Source organism: Stieleria mannarensis (genome assembly GCF_014154935.1).
GTDB lineage: Bacteria > Planctomycetota > Planctomycetia > Pirellulales > Pirellulaceae > Stieleria > Stieleria mannarensis.
In genome coordinates this window covers 126019-142784 of the sequence record NZ_JACEHH010000021.1, presented here as the reverse complement: position 1 = coordinate 142784, position 16766 = coordinate 126019, and the positions used below count along the sequence as shown (strand labels likewise).

The 16766-nt window shown below is 60.0% G+C and carries 11 protein-coding genes; 8 read left to right on the top strand and 3 right to left on the bottom strand.

Features of this window, described 5'->3' with window-relative positions:
• Positions 1 to 122: 122 nt before the first annotated feature.
• The 3 genes from H1B37_RS15790 (at position 123) to H1B37_RS33875 (ending at position 4499) form a co-directional block, all read left to right on the top strand.
• Positions 123 to 791 (top strand): RNA polymerase sigma factor, encoded by a 669-nt coding sequence (locus H1B37_RS15790; protein ID WP_182867622.1) that lies wholly within the window; start codon positions 123 to 125, stop codon positions 789 to 791.
• Positions 788 to 2356 carry a serine/threonine protein kinase gene (locus tag H1B37_RS15785; protein WP_182867621.1) on the top strand — a complete coding sequence of 523 codons (1569 nt, stop codon included), beginning with the start codon at positions 788 to 790 and terminating at the stop codon, positions 2354 to 2356. Before H1B37_RS15790 ends, H1B37_RS15785 begins: the two co-directional genes overlap by 4 nt.
• A gap of 355 nt (positions 2357 to 2711) precedes the next feature.
• Positions 2712 to 4499: a hypothetical protein gene (locus H1B37_RS33875; RefSeq protein ID WP_182867640.1), complete on the top strand. Its 1788-nt coding sequence runs from the start codon at positions 2712 to 2714 to the stop codon at positions 4497 to 4499.
• A 56-nt stretch (positions 4500 to 4555) separates the two neighbouring features.
• On the opposite strand, the gene H1B37_RS15775 is transcribed toward H1B37_RS33875, so the two are convergent.
• Together H1B37_RS15775 and H1B37_RS15770 are read right to left on the bottom strand one after the other, a co-directional pair.
• Positions 4556 to 6088: a sulfatase family protein gene (locus H1B37_RS15775; RefSeq protein ID WP_182867620.1), complete on the bottom strand. Its 1533-nt coding sequence runs from the start codon at positions 6086 to 6088 to the stop codon at positions 4556 to 4558.
• 313 nt (positions 6089 to 6401) lie between these two features.
• Positions 6402 to 9404: an FtsX-like permease family protein gene (locus H1B37_RS15770; RefSeq protein WP_182867619.1), complete on the bottom strand. Its 3003-nt coding sequence runs from the start codon at positions 9402 to 9404 to the stop codon at positions 6402 to 6404.
• A gap of 264 nt (positions 9405 to 9668) precedes the next feature.
• Here H1B37_RS15770 and H1B37_RS15765 point away from each other — a divergent pair, with 264 nt between their 5' ends.
• Together H1B37_RS15765 and H1B37_RS15760 are read left to right on the top strand one after the other, a co-directional pair.
• Positions 9669 to 9977: an ATP-binding cassette domain-containing protein gene (locus H1B37_RS15765; RefSeq protein ID WP_286177799.1), complete on the top strand. Its 309-nt coding sequence runs from the start codon at positions 9669 to 9671 to the stop codon at positions 9975 to 9977.
• A 33-nt stretch (positions 9978 to 10010) separates the two neighbouring features.
• Positions 10011 to 10850 carry an ABC transporter ATP-binding protein gene (locus tag H1B37_RS15760; RefSeq protein ID WP_182867618.1) on the top strand — a complete coding sequence of 280 codons (840 nt, stop codon included), beginning with the start codon at positions 10011 to 10013 and terminating at the stop codon, positions 10848 to 10850.
• Positions 10851 to 11036: 186 nt separating this feature from the next.
• Here the strand turns inward: H1B37_RS15760 and H1B37_RS15755 are convergent, their stop codons facing one another.
• Positions 11037 to 12326, bottom strand: coding sequence for a hypothetical protein (locus H1B37_RS15755; protein WP_182867617.1), 1290 nt, complete (start codon positions 12324 to 12326; stop codon positions 11037 to 11039).
• A 273-nt stretch (positions 12327 to 12599) separates the two neighbouring features.
• On the opposite strand from H1B37_RS15755, the gene H1B37_RS15750 reads away from it, so the two are divergent.
• The 3 genes from H1B37_RS15750 (at position 12600) to feoB (ending at position 16758) form a co-directional block, all read left to right on the top strand.
• The gene (locus H1B37_RS15750; protein ID WP_182867616.1) at positions 12600 to 14000 is read left to right on the top strand and encodes a dicarboxylate/amino acid:cation symporter; all 1401 of its coding nucleotides are present in this window, start codon (positions 12600 to 12602) and stop codon (positions 13998 to 14000) included.
• 304 nt (positions 14001 to 14304) lie between these two features.
• Positions 14305 to 14604, top strand: a complete 300-nt coding sequence (locus H1B37_RS15745; RefSeq protein WP_182867615.1) for a FeoA family protein — start codon at positions 14305 to 14307, stop codon at positions 14602 to 14604.
• 39 nt (positions 14605 to 14643) lie between these two features.
• A complete protein-coding gene (feoB, locus tag H1B37_RS15740) occupies positions 14644 to 16758 on the top strand; it encodes a ferrous iron transporter B (protein WP_182867614.1) in 2115 nt (704 codons plus the stop codon).
• Positions 16759 to 16766 lie beyond the last annotated feature (8 nt).

Genomic DNA, 16766 nt, shown 5'->3' with positions numbered 1-16766 from the left:
ATTGACAGCTTCGCCGCTTTCTCGACATCGCACGATTTTTCTTGTCAGAATTGACCTCAGGTGGGGTCATGGAGTGTGTCCCCCGAGCATCTTGTCCTCCCTCGTCGCAAGACCCGATTGGTATGCCCCCCTGGCCCGACACCGAATCGAAACTCGTCCAGCGTTTGGCCGACCCCCGCGACGACGCCGCCTGGAACCGTTTTGATGCACTCTACCGCCCCGTCATCTATCGCTACGCCCGAGGCCGTGGATTGCAGCACAGCGATGCCGAAGCGTTGGTCGCCGAAGTGATGTCGCGTGTGTTTCGCGCCGCCAGACGCTGGTCGGGCGATCCCGACAGCGACCAGGAATGCAACACCCCGGAATCACGTCCGCTACGATTTCGCGCCTGGCTGCGGCGGATCGCGGAAAATGTCTTGCTGAATCTGGTCACACGCCAGCTGTCCAAACGCGGCACCGGTGGCACGAGCGCCCAGATCAATCTGTCACAACGTGCGATCGCCGACGATGCGTCACGCCGCCAATGGCAGCGTCAACACCAACAGCACCTGTTTGTCACCGCCGCCGGACAGGTTCAATCACAAGTCGACGCCGAACACTGGAAGCTGTTTTGGCAAACGCACGTCGATGGGCTTGCGATCGAACAGGCGGCGCGTCAATCGGGGCGTTCGATCGGATCGGTGTATGCCATCCGCAGCCGCATCGTCCGCCGACTTCGCGACACCGTCACGCGGATCGAACGACTGGAGGACGGCAACCGCGAGGGCACTGATCCCGCGGAGGTCGAATGATGGAAACGCGATCGAAATGCCCTGACGAAGTAACGTGGCACCATTGGCTGCTCGATGGTGGCGATGTCGCCGTCGACCAGCAATCGCTGCTGGATCATTTGGATGATTGCATGGCGTGCCAAAGCGTCGTCGCCCGGATCTCCGCGGACGACCCGTTTTACTGCCAGTCGCGTGATGCCCTGCGTTCGACGGGGCTGAGCAGTTATGACTGGCAAGACGGTGGCACGACGACGACCTTGGAAGGCCCGGAACAGCAATCCGGTCAGACATCCAACCGGGCGATCGTGTCACTGGTGAAAACATTACTCGGTCCCACCGACGACGATCGCTCGCTCGGCCGCTTGGGCCGCTTCGAAGTCCTGGGCATCGTCGGCAGCGGCGGCATGGGCATCGTGCTCAAGGCACGCAGCATCGACATGGACCGCGTCGTCGCGATCAAGATCCCACAGCCACAGTACTGGCAGTCGCCCGAGACGTTGCTGACGCTCGAACGCGAAGCCCGCTCGGCCGCCGCGGTCGTCCATCCCAACGTGATCTCGATCTACCATGTCGATCGCTATCGCGACGTGCCCTACCTGGTGATGCCCTACGTGGCCGGCCGATCGTTGGAACAGCGGATCCGTGATCAAGGCCCCCTGCCGATCGACCAGGCCTTGCGGATCGCCCGCCAAGTCGCTTCGGCGCTGGCCGCGGCACACGCCTGTGGTGTGGTCCATCGCGACGTCAAACCCGCCAACATCCTGCTCGGCGCGGGAACCGAACGCGCGGTGTTGTCCGATTTCGGATTGGCCAAAGTGCAATCCGATGCGACGTGCACCGCGACGGGAACCTTCGCCGGGACACCGATCTACTTGTCACCCGAACAAGCCTCCGGTTGCGGCGCCGGCCCGGCCGGGGATCTCTATTCGTTGGGCACCGTACTGTGGACCATGTTGGTCGGCCAACCGCCGATGTCCGGCATGCACACGCACGCGATCGTACGCAAGATCGCTGATGCTCAGCTTCCCGTCCTGTCGGACCATTGCCGTGACCTTCCCGACTGGGTGAATCGCTTGATCGAGAAACTGCACGCGACCATCCCTGCCGACCGGCCATCGGCCCAAGAGCTGACCGAGTGGATCGAAGCCTGCCAGCGACATCTTGCCGAAGGCGGATCCGCCCCGATTCCCGAGGAGTTGTCCGTGAACGATCCCGAACCGAAACGCACGGTCGCGATCTCGGCCGTTTGCCTGGCGACGATCCTGATCGCCGCAGCGGGCTGGACGATGTTTGATGCGTCTGGTGGTGTGTCCCGCAAGACGCCGCAAGCGGAAGCTCCAAGTCCAGCCGAGCCGCTTGATGCCACTCCGGTTGAAACGGACGCGTCTCAACCGCAGCCCGCTCAGCCGCAGCCCTCTGGACCGACAACGCCCACCGAATCGGTCACGCCGACGCAATCGAATTTGGTTGCCGACGAAACCGACATCTATCTCGATCAACTCCAAGCGGAACTTGATCAATTGAACCAAACCACGCTACCGCAATTGGAATCCGAAATGGAATCGTTGCTCGCTGATCCGCCGTAAATTTTCTTATCCCAAAAATCTTCCTACCTCTCTGCCCAAACCAATGGGACCAACCGGGACGGCGGAAAAATGGGGAGAGATGGCAGAATGATTCGGGGCAGAATGATGGGGGGCGTGTCGGCTGGCGCCGGCCCAATGGCACCTACTTGATGAGCCGACGGCGCTAGCCTCGGGCCTTGGATGGCCCGCCGAGACTTGTAAGGCCCGAGGCTAGCGCCTACGGCTCAGTTTGTGATCGAAAGTAGGTGGCGTTGGGCGCCGGCTGGCGAATCTCACGAATCCCCGAGAAACCGACCCCGTCAGTATTCCCCGTATGAAACATCCCGAATCAACACGCGTACCAACGGTGCTTGCCATGAATCGCACGACCCTCCTCGTACTCTTCGGTTGCCTGATGGTGGCCGCTACCGCCACCGCGGAGAACATCACGTTCTTGACCCCCGACGGAAAACCGGCCGGCGGCACCAAGTTCTACCGGACGTTTCAAGATCCAGATGTCGAGTCGCTCTATGGAATGGGAGGGTATGAAATGGAGATGGACATGGAGATGGGCGATGAGATGGGGATGGGCGATCAGATGGGGATGGGCATGGACATGGGGATGGGCATGGGCATGGGAGCCGGCATGGAAGATGGATATGTAGAGATGGGAGGGGAACGCCCTTCATCCGACCCTCACCTGGCATTCCTCAACGCCGAACCACTGCATCCGATCGCGCCGCCGCGGGGTGAGAGGTGGACCGCCGGAGATGACGGAACGATCAAGCTGAACGAGGGCACGCGGCGGCGGCGGGGCGTCAACGTGCATGCGGTGTCTGCCTTTGCCGTCCATGAATCAGGTTTCAGCTTCATCCCGGCCGGCACGACGCTGTCACCAACGGTCAAGTTGCGCAGCGGCGGCAAGATCGTCGTCACCCCGCCGTCGGGCATCGACAGCTCCCGGTATCACGTCCTGACGTGCTGGCAAAACGGGTTCGCCTATCCCAGCCTACAGGAATACAAACAGCAACTCGGATCATCACAGAAACTCGGCAAGCAGCTTGATGCTGATGACTGGCGATTCAGCCCGCGGTTTCGCTGGTACCAGACGGCGGACTTGGGCGAAGTGATCGCAGTCCCGCCGGGTGAGGTTCGCGTGACGATCGTGCCCAAACCACACGACGCATCCGAATACTCGGATCTCAGTGCGGCGCAGATTTTCGAGCTTCTGACGACCGGCGGTCCCAGCACAATCGTTTTGGTTTCCGGAAAGACGCCCCAGCCGGTCACCGTCGACTTCCCGCCGCTTCGATCGTTGGTCCTGCGTGCGCCGGAAAAAGGCGATGAGGCGCTGCCCGAATGGGGCGACCAACCGCCGCCTCGCTACCACCTGGAACCGTTTCATCGCGAGTTTCGTCGCGAGTCGTACGGAGACTCGCCAACGCTGAGGACGCTCCCCGCGTCGGCCGTGGCCTCACGGTCCTCCATGGCCAAATTCTTGAACGAACGTCGTGACGAGCGGGCAGCTTATCAACGCGTGCGATTGCCATCTTCGACCGATGGCAGGAACCTGCGATTTGATCTGCTTCATCCCGGCTGGTACGTCGTCATCAAGCCGATCGAACATGGCATGGAGGTTCGTGGGGTTTCGATCACCAACTGGGAACATGGCGACGGTGTCACCAACGCCGTGTTGGCAGACGAAAAAATCAAAGGTGTTGAAGGGGTGTTTGAATTGTCGGTCTCCGATCAGGGCGTGGCGACGTTCCGCTCCAACGGATCGTCACCAGTCGCCGCCGGCCAAGCAGCAAGCCCCCAACGGTCTGACGACGAGAAGTTGAAGTTGATCCAAGCGATGCGACGCGAGATCGAAGCGACGGTGACGCGGTTGGTGCAGCACCGCAAACGGTTGTTGGAACTCGAAGCCAAGCTCCAACAAAAACAGTCGCCGGCCGATCCCCTGGCCGATCCTTTCGGCGGCCCCGATGAGATGAACGATCCGTTCGGTGGTGGAGGTGCAGGCGGAGGCGGCGATCCCTTCGGCGGATCAGGCGCGATAAATGATCCATTCGGTGGTGGTCGTGGCAGCGCCAGCGACGATCCCTTCGGTGAAGGCGAATCGGGCGGAGGAGGCGATCCATTCGGGGGCGGAGGCATTTTCTGATGCGGATCCGTTCGGTTGAGTTGCCCAACGGGGATGTACATCCATAGCCAGGATCCCTACTTCCCCGGTCGCTTGTTGATCACGATTTCGGCGTCGTTGGTTTGCGGCAATCCCGGCGTGCTGCGGCCACGATTGACTTGCTCTTCCAACAACTCACGCAGCTCGTCGACCTTGCCCGGATAGTCGCGCGCCAAATTGTGTTGCTCGCCCAAGTCCCCGTCCATATCGATCAATTGCACCATCGGCAGGCCTTCTTTTTCGTAGCGTGCCCAGGACTTTTTGGACGGTCGGGCTCCGGTCCAGCCGCCAGAACCCGGACACAACGAAAGTTTCCATTTGCCTTGCCGGATCGCGAAGTACCCGCTGACGCTGTGATGGACCACGCTTTCTCGCTCGTGCTCGACTTCACCTTTCAACAGCGGCAGAAAACTGATGCTGTCCTCGGCGGCGTTGTCGCTCAGGTCCACATCCAAGATGTCGGCGATGGTGCGGACGACATCGGACAGACAAACCAGACCGCTGGATTGCGAACCAGGACGCACCACACCGGGCCAGGACACCAGGAACGGGACGCGGTGACCACCGTCCCAGATGTCTGCCTTGGAACCACGCAAGTCGCCACTGGGATAGTGCCCCATCTCTTGCAACTGGCCGATCTTTGACGTCGGCCCCGAGGTGCCGTTGTCGCTGCTGCACAGGATCAAGGTGTTCTTCAAAAATCCGGCCTCACGTAGCGCTTGCACGACTTGGCCAAAGCTGTCGTCGGTTTGCATGACGAAGTCCGCGTGGGCGTTCAGCCCGCTTTTGCCTTGCCATTCTTTTGACGGAACAACGGGACTGTGCGGTGAACTCCAGGGGACGTACAAGAAAAACGGCTCGGATTTGTCTTTGCGAGATGCGATGTAGTCGACGGCGGACTTCGTCAGACGCGGCAGCATCTCGATCGGCTCGATCGTTTCGGTCACAACATCGTTGTCGATCCAGGTTTCAATTTGCCGTGCGTGATGAAACCCATGGAACTCGTCAAAGCCACCGCGGTCGATCGGTCCGTGGGTGACCTTGGCGCCGACCGGGACCTTTTTGGGCAGATGTTTTCCATCGAACAACATCCCCAAGTGCCACTTGCCGATGACCGCGGTGTGATACCCCTGGGCCGAGAGTAGTTTCGCCAGCGTCAACCGATCGGGTGCGATCAACGACGGACCGCCGGTCAGCACGCCGCTTTGCAATCGGGTCCGCCAAGCGTAACGTCCGGTCAACAATCCGTAACGCGTCGGCGTGCACACCGACGATCCGCTGTGCGCGTCGGTGAACACCATGCCGCTCGCTGCGATCGCATCAAGCTGCGGCGTCGGGATTTTGCCGCGGCGGGGATTCAAACACTGCAACTCGCCGAACCCCATGTCGTCGGCCAACATGATGACGATGTTGGGGGGATTGGCCGATTCCGCTTTTGCGACAGGAAAAAACGGCGTCAGCGTCAAAAGGCCGACCACTGATGCAAACGCGAGTGTAGCGATTCGGTGTCGCAAAGGGCGCGGGATTGACTCGCGGCAACCGTCCTGCGTCGAGGCAAGGAATTGAAGCATGTTTGATCCCGTTGTTATAAATGCGGACACTGGCTGAATGCGTGACGGTCGCTCATCTCGAGGTCGCGTTCCGCTCTGAAAGGCGAGTTCGCTAGGCGCATAAAAAACCCAGAGGATTGCGGTCGGTAAACCGCATGGTGCTCCCCTGGCGGCCAGGAACCGAACTCGGTTCCGGTCAGTAGTCTCTTCTTTCTCTCCCCCCAAGTCAAATCCCGGCGTCAACGGAGCCAACCCCAAGAGGCATTCGTGACATCCGATTCGTTCGAGTTGCTTGACTGTCAAGCAGATCGAATGTCGCTTTGCATGCCGACGGCTACTGAGTGGCACGTCCGGCCTGAAGCAGTCGCAAGGGTTCCGCGAGTCCGGTTTTAAGTGCAGGCCATAGACCGGCGATCACACACAGTGCGATCGTCATCGCAAAACCGATCGACAATTGCCCCCACGGGACCATGAACGACGGCGGTCCGGCAAACCAACCGCCAAACTGCGCCATGCCGACACCGCACCATCCAGCGATGAGTCCGAAAATCAAACTCAGAATACACGCGGCCGAGGCGATCAACAAAGTCTCCGCGAAGACCAGCCGTACCAGAGCGCTGCGTGTGACGCCGAGTGAGCGCATCACGCCGAATTCCCAAGTTCGCGATCGAACCGAGGCGATTACAGTATTGGCAATCGCCAGCGACATGATGGCCAACGTGACCAGCGGCAGATAGCTCATACCCCAAATCATCCCGTCGGCGCGCATCTTGATCGCCTTTTTGACGTTCTCCGTCGCGGTCATTCGAGCGAACGGACGATAGGCCTTCACTTCACCGACACCGGTTGCGAGAAACGTCTCACCACTGTTTCGCTCGGCGATCGATTGGAATTCAGATTCCACTTGCGTCAAATCCGTTCCCGCTTCGAAATTCAGCCAGAAGAACTCATTTCGCTTCAACCCAAAGTCCTCGTGCACGCGTTGACGGTCGGCAAAGAGGATGGTCCCGGTTCGTACAAAGTGTCGGCGAACCCCTGAGAACTTTGTCACCCACTGCCAGCCCGGAAGCGACACCACACCTGCGATTTTATACTCCACTCGTTTCGATTCGTTCGCCGATGGAATGAATGTGACGACATCTCCAACATCCAAACCACTGGCCATGGCAAAGTCTTCTGCAATGACACATCCGTTACCGTTTGAAATGGCGTCGATCGCCACCTTGCGTGTTCCGCGAACAAAGGCAAGCGGCAAGAAAGATGGATCGCCGCCAAAAGCACGCTCGGCATCGAGTCCACAAACGACACCGTTGTCTCCGCCCATTCTCAGGCGAGTCGGTGGTCCGTCGTCACCCCAATCGAATTTGGCTTGCTCGATTGCCAACCGCATGACTTCGTCCGATTTTACACCGTCGACCTTGCTGACCAACGGCACATCATCATCGCTCAATCCCACCGGATGAAATGCCACGAGCGCATCGGGAAGCCAATTTCCGGGTGTGAACGGTACAAGCATCGAGTACCCCCAGGTCTGCGTCGATGCGTAGAGGCCCAGGCCGACCGAAAGAGCCAGGGTTGCGCCGACACTTCGCCATAGGTTGCTGGAAAGTTGCGTCTTCATCATTCGTCGGTCCAAACCGAAGATCGCGGAGATCAGCGGGCCGATGATGTTTTCGCTTCCGACGACGATGGCCGGAGTGAGTAGAACCATACCAGCAAGTAATAGTGGATAGGTGACAAAGGAGTAGCACCAGGAACGCCACTCGTCGGACATCGGCACCATGAAGACAGAGACGGGCGTTGCAACGGACAACACGAGGCCGACGACACCCCAAACCGCCCACGAACGCAACTGTGGGGCAGGAGTGCGTTTGGACATCGCGTCGAGCGGCCGAATCCGCATCGCACGCCAAGCGGGTAAGATGGCTGCCGCCGTCGCTCCGACCAACACGGTGACAGCGGTCAACATGACACTGGTCCAACCGAGCACTGCACCGGAGCTGAACAGCCCCGGCAGAACTCGGCTGCCAACCAACACCATCAAAGAACCGGCAATCAGTCCTCCGATCCACCCAAGCAAGGCAAGAACAACGCTTTCGATGGCAATGATGCCCGCGATCTGCAAACGTGTCATTGCGACCGCTCGGAGCATCGCGAACTCACGTGCTCGTTCGCTCACGCCCATGCTGAGGGTTGAAAAGATAATGAAGACTGCCGCTAGCGAAGCCATACCGGTTGCAGCGTACGCTTGCGATTGTTGCCCGGAAATGCTCCTTCCCGATTCCATCCCACGACGTACGGCAGCAAAGTCGATGATTTTGAGTGGAGGTTGGTTGGCGGCGAGCTTCGTTTCCCACACCTCGCGAAACTGATCGATCGAAACGGTATCGCTGATCGCGACTTGCAGTACCTGTGGTTTCAAAGAGAATCCGTTGATTCGATCTGCCATCGCCGGTCGGACGTAAATCGCGCGGGTGGGCACACCTTGGGAGAATCCGCCGGGAAGTCCGATCGCTGCTGACGCCCTCGATCCCATCTCAGTGCCTGCCTGACGACCGGGACCATCGCCACCGGGACCATCGCCACCGGGACCATCGCCACCGGGACCACGGCCCTCTCCCGGTCTCCCGCCTCCAGTGCCCCCCCTGTCTCCTCGTCCACCGCTTCCGCCCGATCCGCCGCGGCCGCGACGCCCACCGAGCGAAGGAGTCTGAGCCGCTTGCTCGATGATCCCGACAAGCTTCAGCGGCACTTGATTGCCAAACGTTGTCACGAGGATCCCGTCGCCGACCGCAAGCCCCATCTGCTCGGCAACGTCCTCACCGACAACGGCGGTTGTTGCCTGGGCATCGCTGGGCAGCCACTCGCCCTCGACCATCTCGTAGGGCGATTCGCCTGCCGGTGTCCCCACGAGCGTCGGTCCGATCGGGGGCGCCCCGTTGACCGGCGGTCGGTCTCCGATGAGCAATCCAAGTGCTGAGCCGGAATCGTCTTCATCCAATTCAGTCCGAACACGCGTCGCTGAAACACGGGAGCGACTGATCGGATTGACCTCGAGCACTCCAGCATCCTGCTCCAATGCGTCAATCAGCTGTGGACTGATCGCAGCCTTTGGAGCCCCAGGAGGTCCGCCTTCGGTCATTACAAGGATGTCGTATCGTCCGAGATACTTGCCTGCATTCTCATCGAAGTGCGAGACGAGCGCATCGTATCCGCTGACGACCCAAACGACGGCGCAGGTTGACACGAGAATGCCCAAGGTCGTGATGATGGCTCGACCCGGAGACCGACGCATTTGCGCGACAACCAATTTGGACGGAAGTCGAAGACTGCTCATGCAATGTTTCTCAGCTCGTTGCAAGTATGGTTAAGAGTGCGTCCTCAACGCGGGATAGCAAGCGGCGGGCCAAACGCATCGCCCGTTTCGAACCGCATGAACGCTTGCCGGCAGCGAAGAAACAGCTTCGAGCCGGCGAATCTTCCATCGCGACCGATCAAAATTCCGCCGATTCTAGGCGTTCGCGTTCGCGTTCGACGTTCCTGTCGTCAAGTCGTCTGCGTGCTACTGAAAAGAAATGAGCCAAGATGAACGATCACGCCATTGCAGAACCGCTCGTCGTTGAGCCTGTGTCGAATAGGTATCGACAAGGCACGGCGGAAGTGCAAGCACATCGACGATGTTCACCTTCGCGAGGGCCACGGTGAGCTCGTCGCCATCAAGGGCGCGCGCGGTTCGGGCAAGAGTACACTTCTGCATGCGATGGCTGGACTCATTGATGTGGATGAAGGACAGGTCGTGATCGCAGGGCAAAAGGACTCGTCTGAAACGGAAGACGCAAGACGAATTGGCACACGCCGTGCAACGTTGGCCACAGGTGCATTTGCGCGAATCCCTTCTTTCCAGGGATGACGTCAATCCAACTGTCTCACGATTTACTTGCGAATGAACGACGACAACATCACGACGATTGCTTCCGTTGAAGCCGCTTCAAAGACGTATGGGCAAGGCGACCAAAGCGTTTGCGCGCTCAAGGACGTGAGCCTTGAGATCCGGCAGGGTGCCTTCACTGCCGTGATGGGCGCGAGCGGCTCTGGAAAGAGCACGCTGCTGCACTTGATGAGCGGATTGACCCGTCCCACTTCAGGAAGTGTTGCGATCGACGGCCAAAATTTGGCCGAGTTATCCGATCGTAAGCTGACGCAGTTCCGGCGCGATCACATCGGATTGATCTTTCAGTCCTTCAACCTCGTTCCGTCGCTCAACGCGTTCGACAACATTCTATTTCCGATCTATGCAGCCGGAATCAAACTACCTGATGATTCTGTGATCAATGAACTTGCCAGTTCGCTAGGTATTCAAAATCGCTTGACTCATCGTCCCGACTCACTAAGCGGAGGCGAACAGCAGCGGGTCGCGATTGCCCGATCACTGATCACGAATCCGGCAATCGTGTTGGCTGACGAGCCGACGGGAAGCTTAGATAGCGTGACAGGACAATCGATCTGCAAGCTGCTGCGTGAGCTTTGTGACCAGCAAAATCGAACGATCGTCGTGGTCACGCATGAACCAAGCGTTGCGATTTGGTCGGACGAAGTCGTCGTGTTGAAAGACGGCGGCATCGTCGATCGTTTTTCGGCTTCCGACTATGGCGATGCTCAGACATTGGCTGCTCACTATCAACAAGTCGTCCAAGACGACGCAGATTCCACGACAGAGCATCATGGAGCGGATCCCGTCACGAATTCTGGCTCCGCGGCACGGTACCCAATGGCCCACTCTTGATCGGGCGGATGACACCAAATTGTCGCGCACCCGATTTCTCTTGGAGATCCGCAACAATCAACTCTGCCCGACGTCATCACACCGGTGGCGTGACGGCCGTGCTCGCCGATGCGTTCCTGACGTCATTGATTCTGCCCTCTTTCCGCGAACCACGCATGGACTCGAACATCAAACGGGAACCCCGCACTAGGCCTGTTTCAGCACATCGGCGATGTCCAACAAGTACACCTGGCGACCTCCGTCGTGGGGGCTGTCGATGGCGACCTTGGTGCCGTCGTTGCTGCTTCGCGGGTGGGTGTCACAGCGCCATTCGCCGCTGTAGGCCGGCGGTGAGGGAAAGTGCCCGAGGTCGAACCGACGCCCCGAGGGTACGTGATACAGATAAACCGTCTGGCGGCGTGTCTTGCGATCGGGGTAGGTGTCGTTCAGGATCCAGTCCTGGTAGGGCGCCGGCAAATAAGTGTTGTGTCCGTTGGTCGGCATCTTGTCGTGTCCGACCGGGCGGACCTGATCGGTCTTGTCGACAAACTCATAGAACCCCGCCCGCTGGCCGGCCGGTTTGGTCCACATCGTGACCGCGTCGCTGCCTTTCCAGATGAAGTGCGACGTGTAACCGGACGGATCCAGGACGTATCGATCGCTGCCGTCGACCGCCGCGGTCAGCATCCGGGTGACAAAGCCGCCTTTGAATTGCAACGTCTGCGGATCGAATTCCGGACGATAGCGATGCAGGACGATGAAACGCTGTGAGTCCGGGCTGATCAGCAAGTGATTGAAGTAATGCCAGGCCTGGGCATGCGTGTCGTCGTCGGGCCAGGGCATCGCCGCGACGTCGGCCAACGAGAGAATCAACTCCTCTTCGCCCGTCTGCAAATCGACGCGCCAAATGCCCGAATCGGCTGGCGCACGATTCGCGACGTTCGGGTCGGCCAGACCATCGTATCCGTAGCCCGGACGCAGATTGTCGATGCGGCGAAAGTCGGCCGACAGGCCAAACGTTCCATCGGCAGAAACGGTGTAGATCGGTTTGCCCAGCGTGCGTGTCGTCCCGGTCTCGGTCGAATAGATGCGGGCGACAAACGAGTCGCCTTGGCGGTCATTCCACAAGATCCGTTTGCCGTCGTCGCCCAGCCACTGCAGCATGCATCCCTGCTGCCAACCCCAGGCGTTGCTGGTCCCGATCGGGTGCCAACGGTCATTGTCACTGGTATCCACATAACCGACCGCGATCGTGTCCTCACCGGTCGGCGAGCGGCCTTCGAAAGCGACTTCGTTGGACAGCACCAGCGTGTTGGTCGGATCGAATTCTCGTTTGTCGTAGTAACCGAACCAGTGATGCTGGGGGCCTTTGGTGATCGCGCGACAGGGGACGAAGGTTTCCAGCGGTCCGGTCTCGGCCGCCCGAAGAGGTTTCTGGGTCGCGGCGAGTGCGGAGGCGGTGGCGATCGCGCCGAATTGACGTCGAGAAAGTTTCATGAACCGGTCGGATGGCAGGGAAACGGGAGGGAGGTGGGTGCTGCGGAAAAGGGGTCAGGTACCAAAAATGCGGAGCACCCTTCGGGCCATTTGGTTTTTGGTACCTGACCCCTTTTCCGTTCGAGAGCATCATAGTTTAACAATCTCGCTGGGCGCGTTGCTCGGTCGCATCAAATCGGCAGACGACGATGGGGAAACTCTGGTATGTTGGCGCCGATCGATTGTAGGGAATGACCGATCGACGATTCTTAACCTCGCACCCCTCTGGCTGTCATGTCCGCTGCCAATCCAGGTTCCGCTCCGGCTTCTGACAACACTCCGCACAGCAATTGGCTGGCCTACGCGATTTTCTTTTCCATCGTCGCTGCGATCGCACTGGCGTTGATCCAGCCCCACCTGGCGGCGTCACTGGAGATCGGCGGGGAAGTCTTTTTGCGGATGCTGAAGATGATCGTCGTCCCGCTGGTGTTCACGTCGGTGATGTGCGGCGTCTTGGGCATGGGAGACGTTCGAAAACTCGGACGCCCCGGCGCCGCGGCGATCGGATTCTATCTTGCCACGACCATCCTGGCCGTCGTGGTCGGCTTGGTGGTGGTCAACGTGGTTCAGCCAGGGGTCGGGACCGTGGACGAAGCGGCGGTCCAGGCGATGAACACGGGCGGCACGGGATCGCCAAAATCGAAGATCGTCGATGCGTTGGCCGAGTCGACGGGGTTGAGCAAAACGGAGATCGGCGGTGTGTTGGCGGAATTGCCACCAGGCGAATCGGTCCAGCCGGAGATCGGCACGATTTTCAAGAACCTGGTGCTGATGTTGGTGACCGACAACCTGATCGTCTCGGCCGCCAAAACACAACTGCTGCCGATCATCGTGTTTGCCATCGTGTTTGCCGGCATGTTGACGACGATGCACGAGGACGTCAGCAGCATCACCAAGCTGATCACCCAGGCCAACAAGGCGTTGATGCAGTTCGTGATGTTGCTGATGAACTTCGCCCCGCTGGGGATTTTCTGTCTGGTCGCGGCGCGGTTCGGCGAGGCCCAGGCCGATGGGAAATTCCTGCAAGAACTTGCCCAAATCGGTTGGTACTTCGGATCCGTCCTCGGAGGCCTCGCGATCCACGCCTTCGTCACCCTGCCGGCGATTTTTTATCTGGTCCGGCGTGAGAATCCCTACCGCTACATGCTGGCGATGTCCAAGGCCTTGCTGACCGCGTTTTCAACGGCCAGTTCCTCGGCGACGTTGCCGGTCACGTTGGAATGCAGCGAAGAAGCCGGGATTTCCAACCGTTCCACCGAGTTCGTCGTCCCCTTGGGAGCGACGATCAACATGGACGGGACCGCACTTTACGAAGCCGCCGCGGCGATCTTCATCGCCCAAGTCGTGCCGGGAATCGATCTGGGGTTCTGGCAACAAGTGATCGTCGCGGTCACGGCGACCCTGGCGGCCATCGGGGCGGCCGGGATCCCCGAAGCCGGGCTGGTCACCATGCTGATCGTGCTGAACGCCGTCGGATTGCCGCTGGAATACATGGGGCTGATCCTGTCGGTCGACTGGCTGTTGGACCGATTCCGCACGGCGGTCAACGTCTTGGGGGACAGCGTCGGTGCGGCGGTGGTGGAGAAAACGCTGCCGGACATCCCCTCGCCCGCCGGGCTGGCCGCGGGGGCGTAAGGGCGGTTCCAAGTCGCTCAGAATTTCACCGGCCAGAGGAAATTTCACCGGCCAGACATAGCTACCTTCCCCAGAAGGTGGATCCCCAGAAGCTGAATTCCCGCTTGACCACGCTCTGGCGAGCGTCGCTACGTCGCACAAGATATCGATTTCTTCTTGTGTCCACGCGGCCGGGTGCGAGCCGACGGTAGCGCTTGACAGGCCTGCGGCCGCCTGTCATTCTATTGAGAGTGATTCTCAATTCCAGCCGCTGTCCTCGGTGACAGCCCCCCGCCCCGCCAGATGAATCGGATGGTCCAACTCGATGGCAATCGTCCAGGTGCCCGCTTCCTCGCTCGCTGATGTCCCACCCGGTCCCTACGTGTGCCAGCAGGTCCATGCCGAGGGGCAAGACGCGGTCCGGCTGAAGCGTTTGGGCGTCTGCCAGGGTCGCATGATCGAATTGGTCGGACGGGGCGACCCGATGATTGTGAAGATCGGCGCGTCACGTGTCGGCCTGTCACGTCAATTGGCCAAGTTGGTTGTGGTCGATTCGGTTTCTGATTCGAAATCGAGCCCCCCGTCCCCGTCCTTGCCGGAAACGCTTCCGGCGTCGGCGTTTTAAGGCAGAGCCCGTCCCTTGAGTCTTCCGACTGTTAGTTCGATGCCCGCGTCGGACGATGTGACCGCGCCACCGGTGGTGCTTTTGGTCGGCAATCCCAATGTCGGCAAGACGTCGCTGTTCAATGCGCTGGCGGGCATGCGTGCCAAGACGGCCAACTATCCGGGCATCACGGTCGACCTGCGCAAGGCGATGATTCACGTCGCGGCGGTGGACAAGGATTCGCGTTGCCAAGCGACCAATGAAATCGAATTGGTGGACCTGCCGGGACTGTACTCTTTGGAAACGGCCAGTCCGGAGGAAGAGGTCGCCGCGCGCAGCATTTGCGGTGAGTTTCGGGGCGAACTGAGTCGTTTGCCCGATGCGGTGGTGGTCGTCGTCGACGCCACCAACCTGGCCCGCACGCTGGTCTTGGCCGGCGAGATCTTGGATCAAAACTTGCCGACGATCATCGCGGTCAATTTGATCGACGCGGCGGAATCCTCCGGAACCGAAATCCAGTTTGCAGAGCTGAGTGAAAAATTGGGCTGCCCGGTGATTCCGGTCAGTGCCCGCAAGGCGCGCGGGCTGGGCGAGTTGCGTGAAGCGATCTACGAGTTGACCAAACCCAGCAAGCCGCAATTGCCGATCGCCCGCCAGCCCTGCGTGGCCGGATGCAGCGGCTGTCCGTTCGCGGCTCGGTTCGAGTGGGCCGACGGCGTGGCCGGTGCCTCGGTCCGCCACACGCCGGGCAAGGGCGTCAAACTGGAATGGCTCGATCGGCTGTTGACCTCTCGCGGGATCGGTCTGGCGGCGTTGTTGGGCGTGATGCTGTCGGTCTTCTTTTTGATTTTTTCGTTGGCCGACGTGCCGATGTCGGCGATCGAAGACGGATTCGGTTGGGCCGGCGAGGTGGTCGGCAACCTGTTGCCGACCAGTCCGTTGTCGACGCTGATTTGGCTTCCGATCGCGACCGGGATTTCGATGTCGGTCTTTGCGTTGGCGTATTGGTTGAATGAAACGAAATGGACGCGCACCTCGACATCGATCGCGTTGGTGACGTCGTTGGTGATTGGTTGTTTGCCGCTGGAAGACTTTCGCTCGTTGGCGATCGACGGTGTCATCGGTGGCGTGGCGGGCGTGGTCGTGTTCTTGCCACAGATTTGCATCCTGTTCTTCTTCATCACGTTGCTGGAAGATTCCGGCTACATGGCCCGCGGCGCGTTCGTGATGGAGCGATTGATGCGACGCGTCGGGCTGCCTGGTAAAGCGTTCGTTCCGATGCTGTCGGCCCACGCCTGTGCGATCCCGGGGATCATGGCGGCGCGGACGATCGAAACCTGGCGTGACCGCCTGGTGACGATTCTGGTCTTGCCGCTGCTGACCTGTTCGGCACGTTTGCCGGTCTATGTGATGGTGGCCGCGCTGTTGTTCGGTGACAGCCCTTGGAAAGCCTCGTTGATGTTTGCCGGGGCCTATTTACTGGGGTTGTTGGCGGCGTTTTCCACAGCGTTCCTGCTGAAGAAGACGGTGGTCCCGGGCGAAGCGGCCCCGTTGGTGTTGGAGCTGCCCAACTATCGCATGCCCAGCCTTCGCAACGCGTGGTTCACGACGGTGGAACGGGCGACGGTGTTTTTGCGCGGGGCTGGCACCACCATTCTGTTGATCTCGGTCGTCCTGTGGGCCTTGGCAACGTATCCGAAACTGCCCGACGACCGAACGTTTTCCACCGAGCAGGAGCAGGCCCAAGCGGCGCTGGAGTACTCGATGGCCGGGCGGGTCGGCCAGATCGTCGAACCGGTCTTCAAACCGCTGGGATTCGACTGGAAGATCGACGTCGGCATCCTCACCTCGTTTGCCGCCCGAGAAGTCTTGGTGTCCACGCTGTCGATCGTCTATGGGCTGGGCGAAGACGGCGCGGAGGAACCGGCGGGGCTGGTCGAGACGCTCCGCCGCCAACGACATCCCGATGGCACGCTGGTGTTTTCGACCGCGACCGGGTTGAGCTTGCTGGTGTTCTTTGTGTTGGCGATGCAGTGCTTGCCGACCCAGGTGGTGACCAAACGCGAAACGGGCAGTTGGCGGTGGGCGATCTTCCAATTCGTCTACATGACTGTGATGGCTTATGTTGCGGCGCTGGTCGTGTATCAATCGCTCGCCGCGGCGGGTTACGCCTAGTGCTCTGT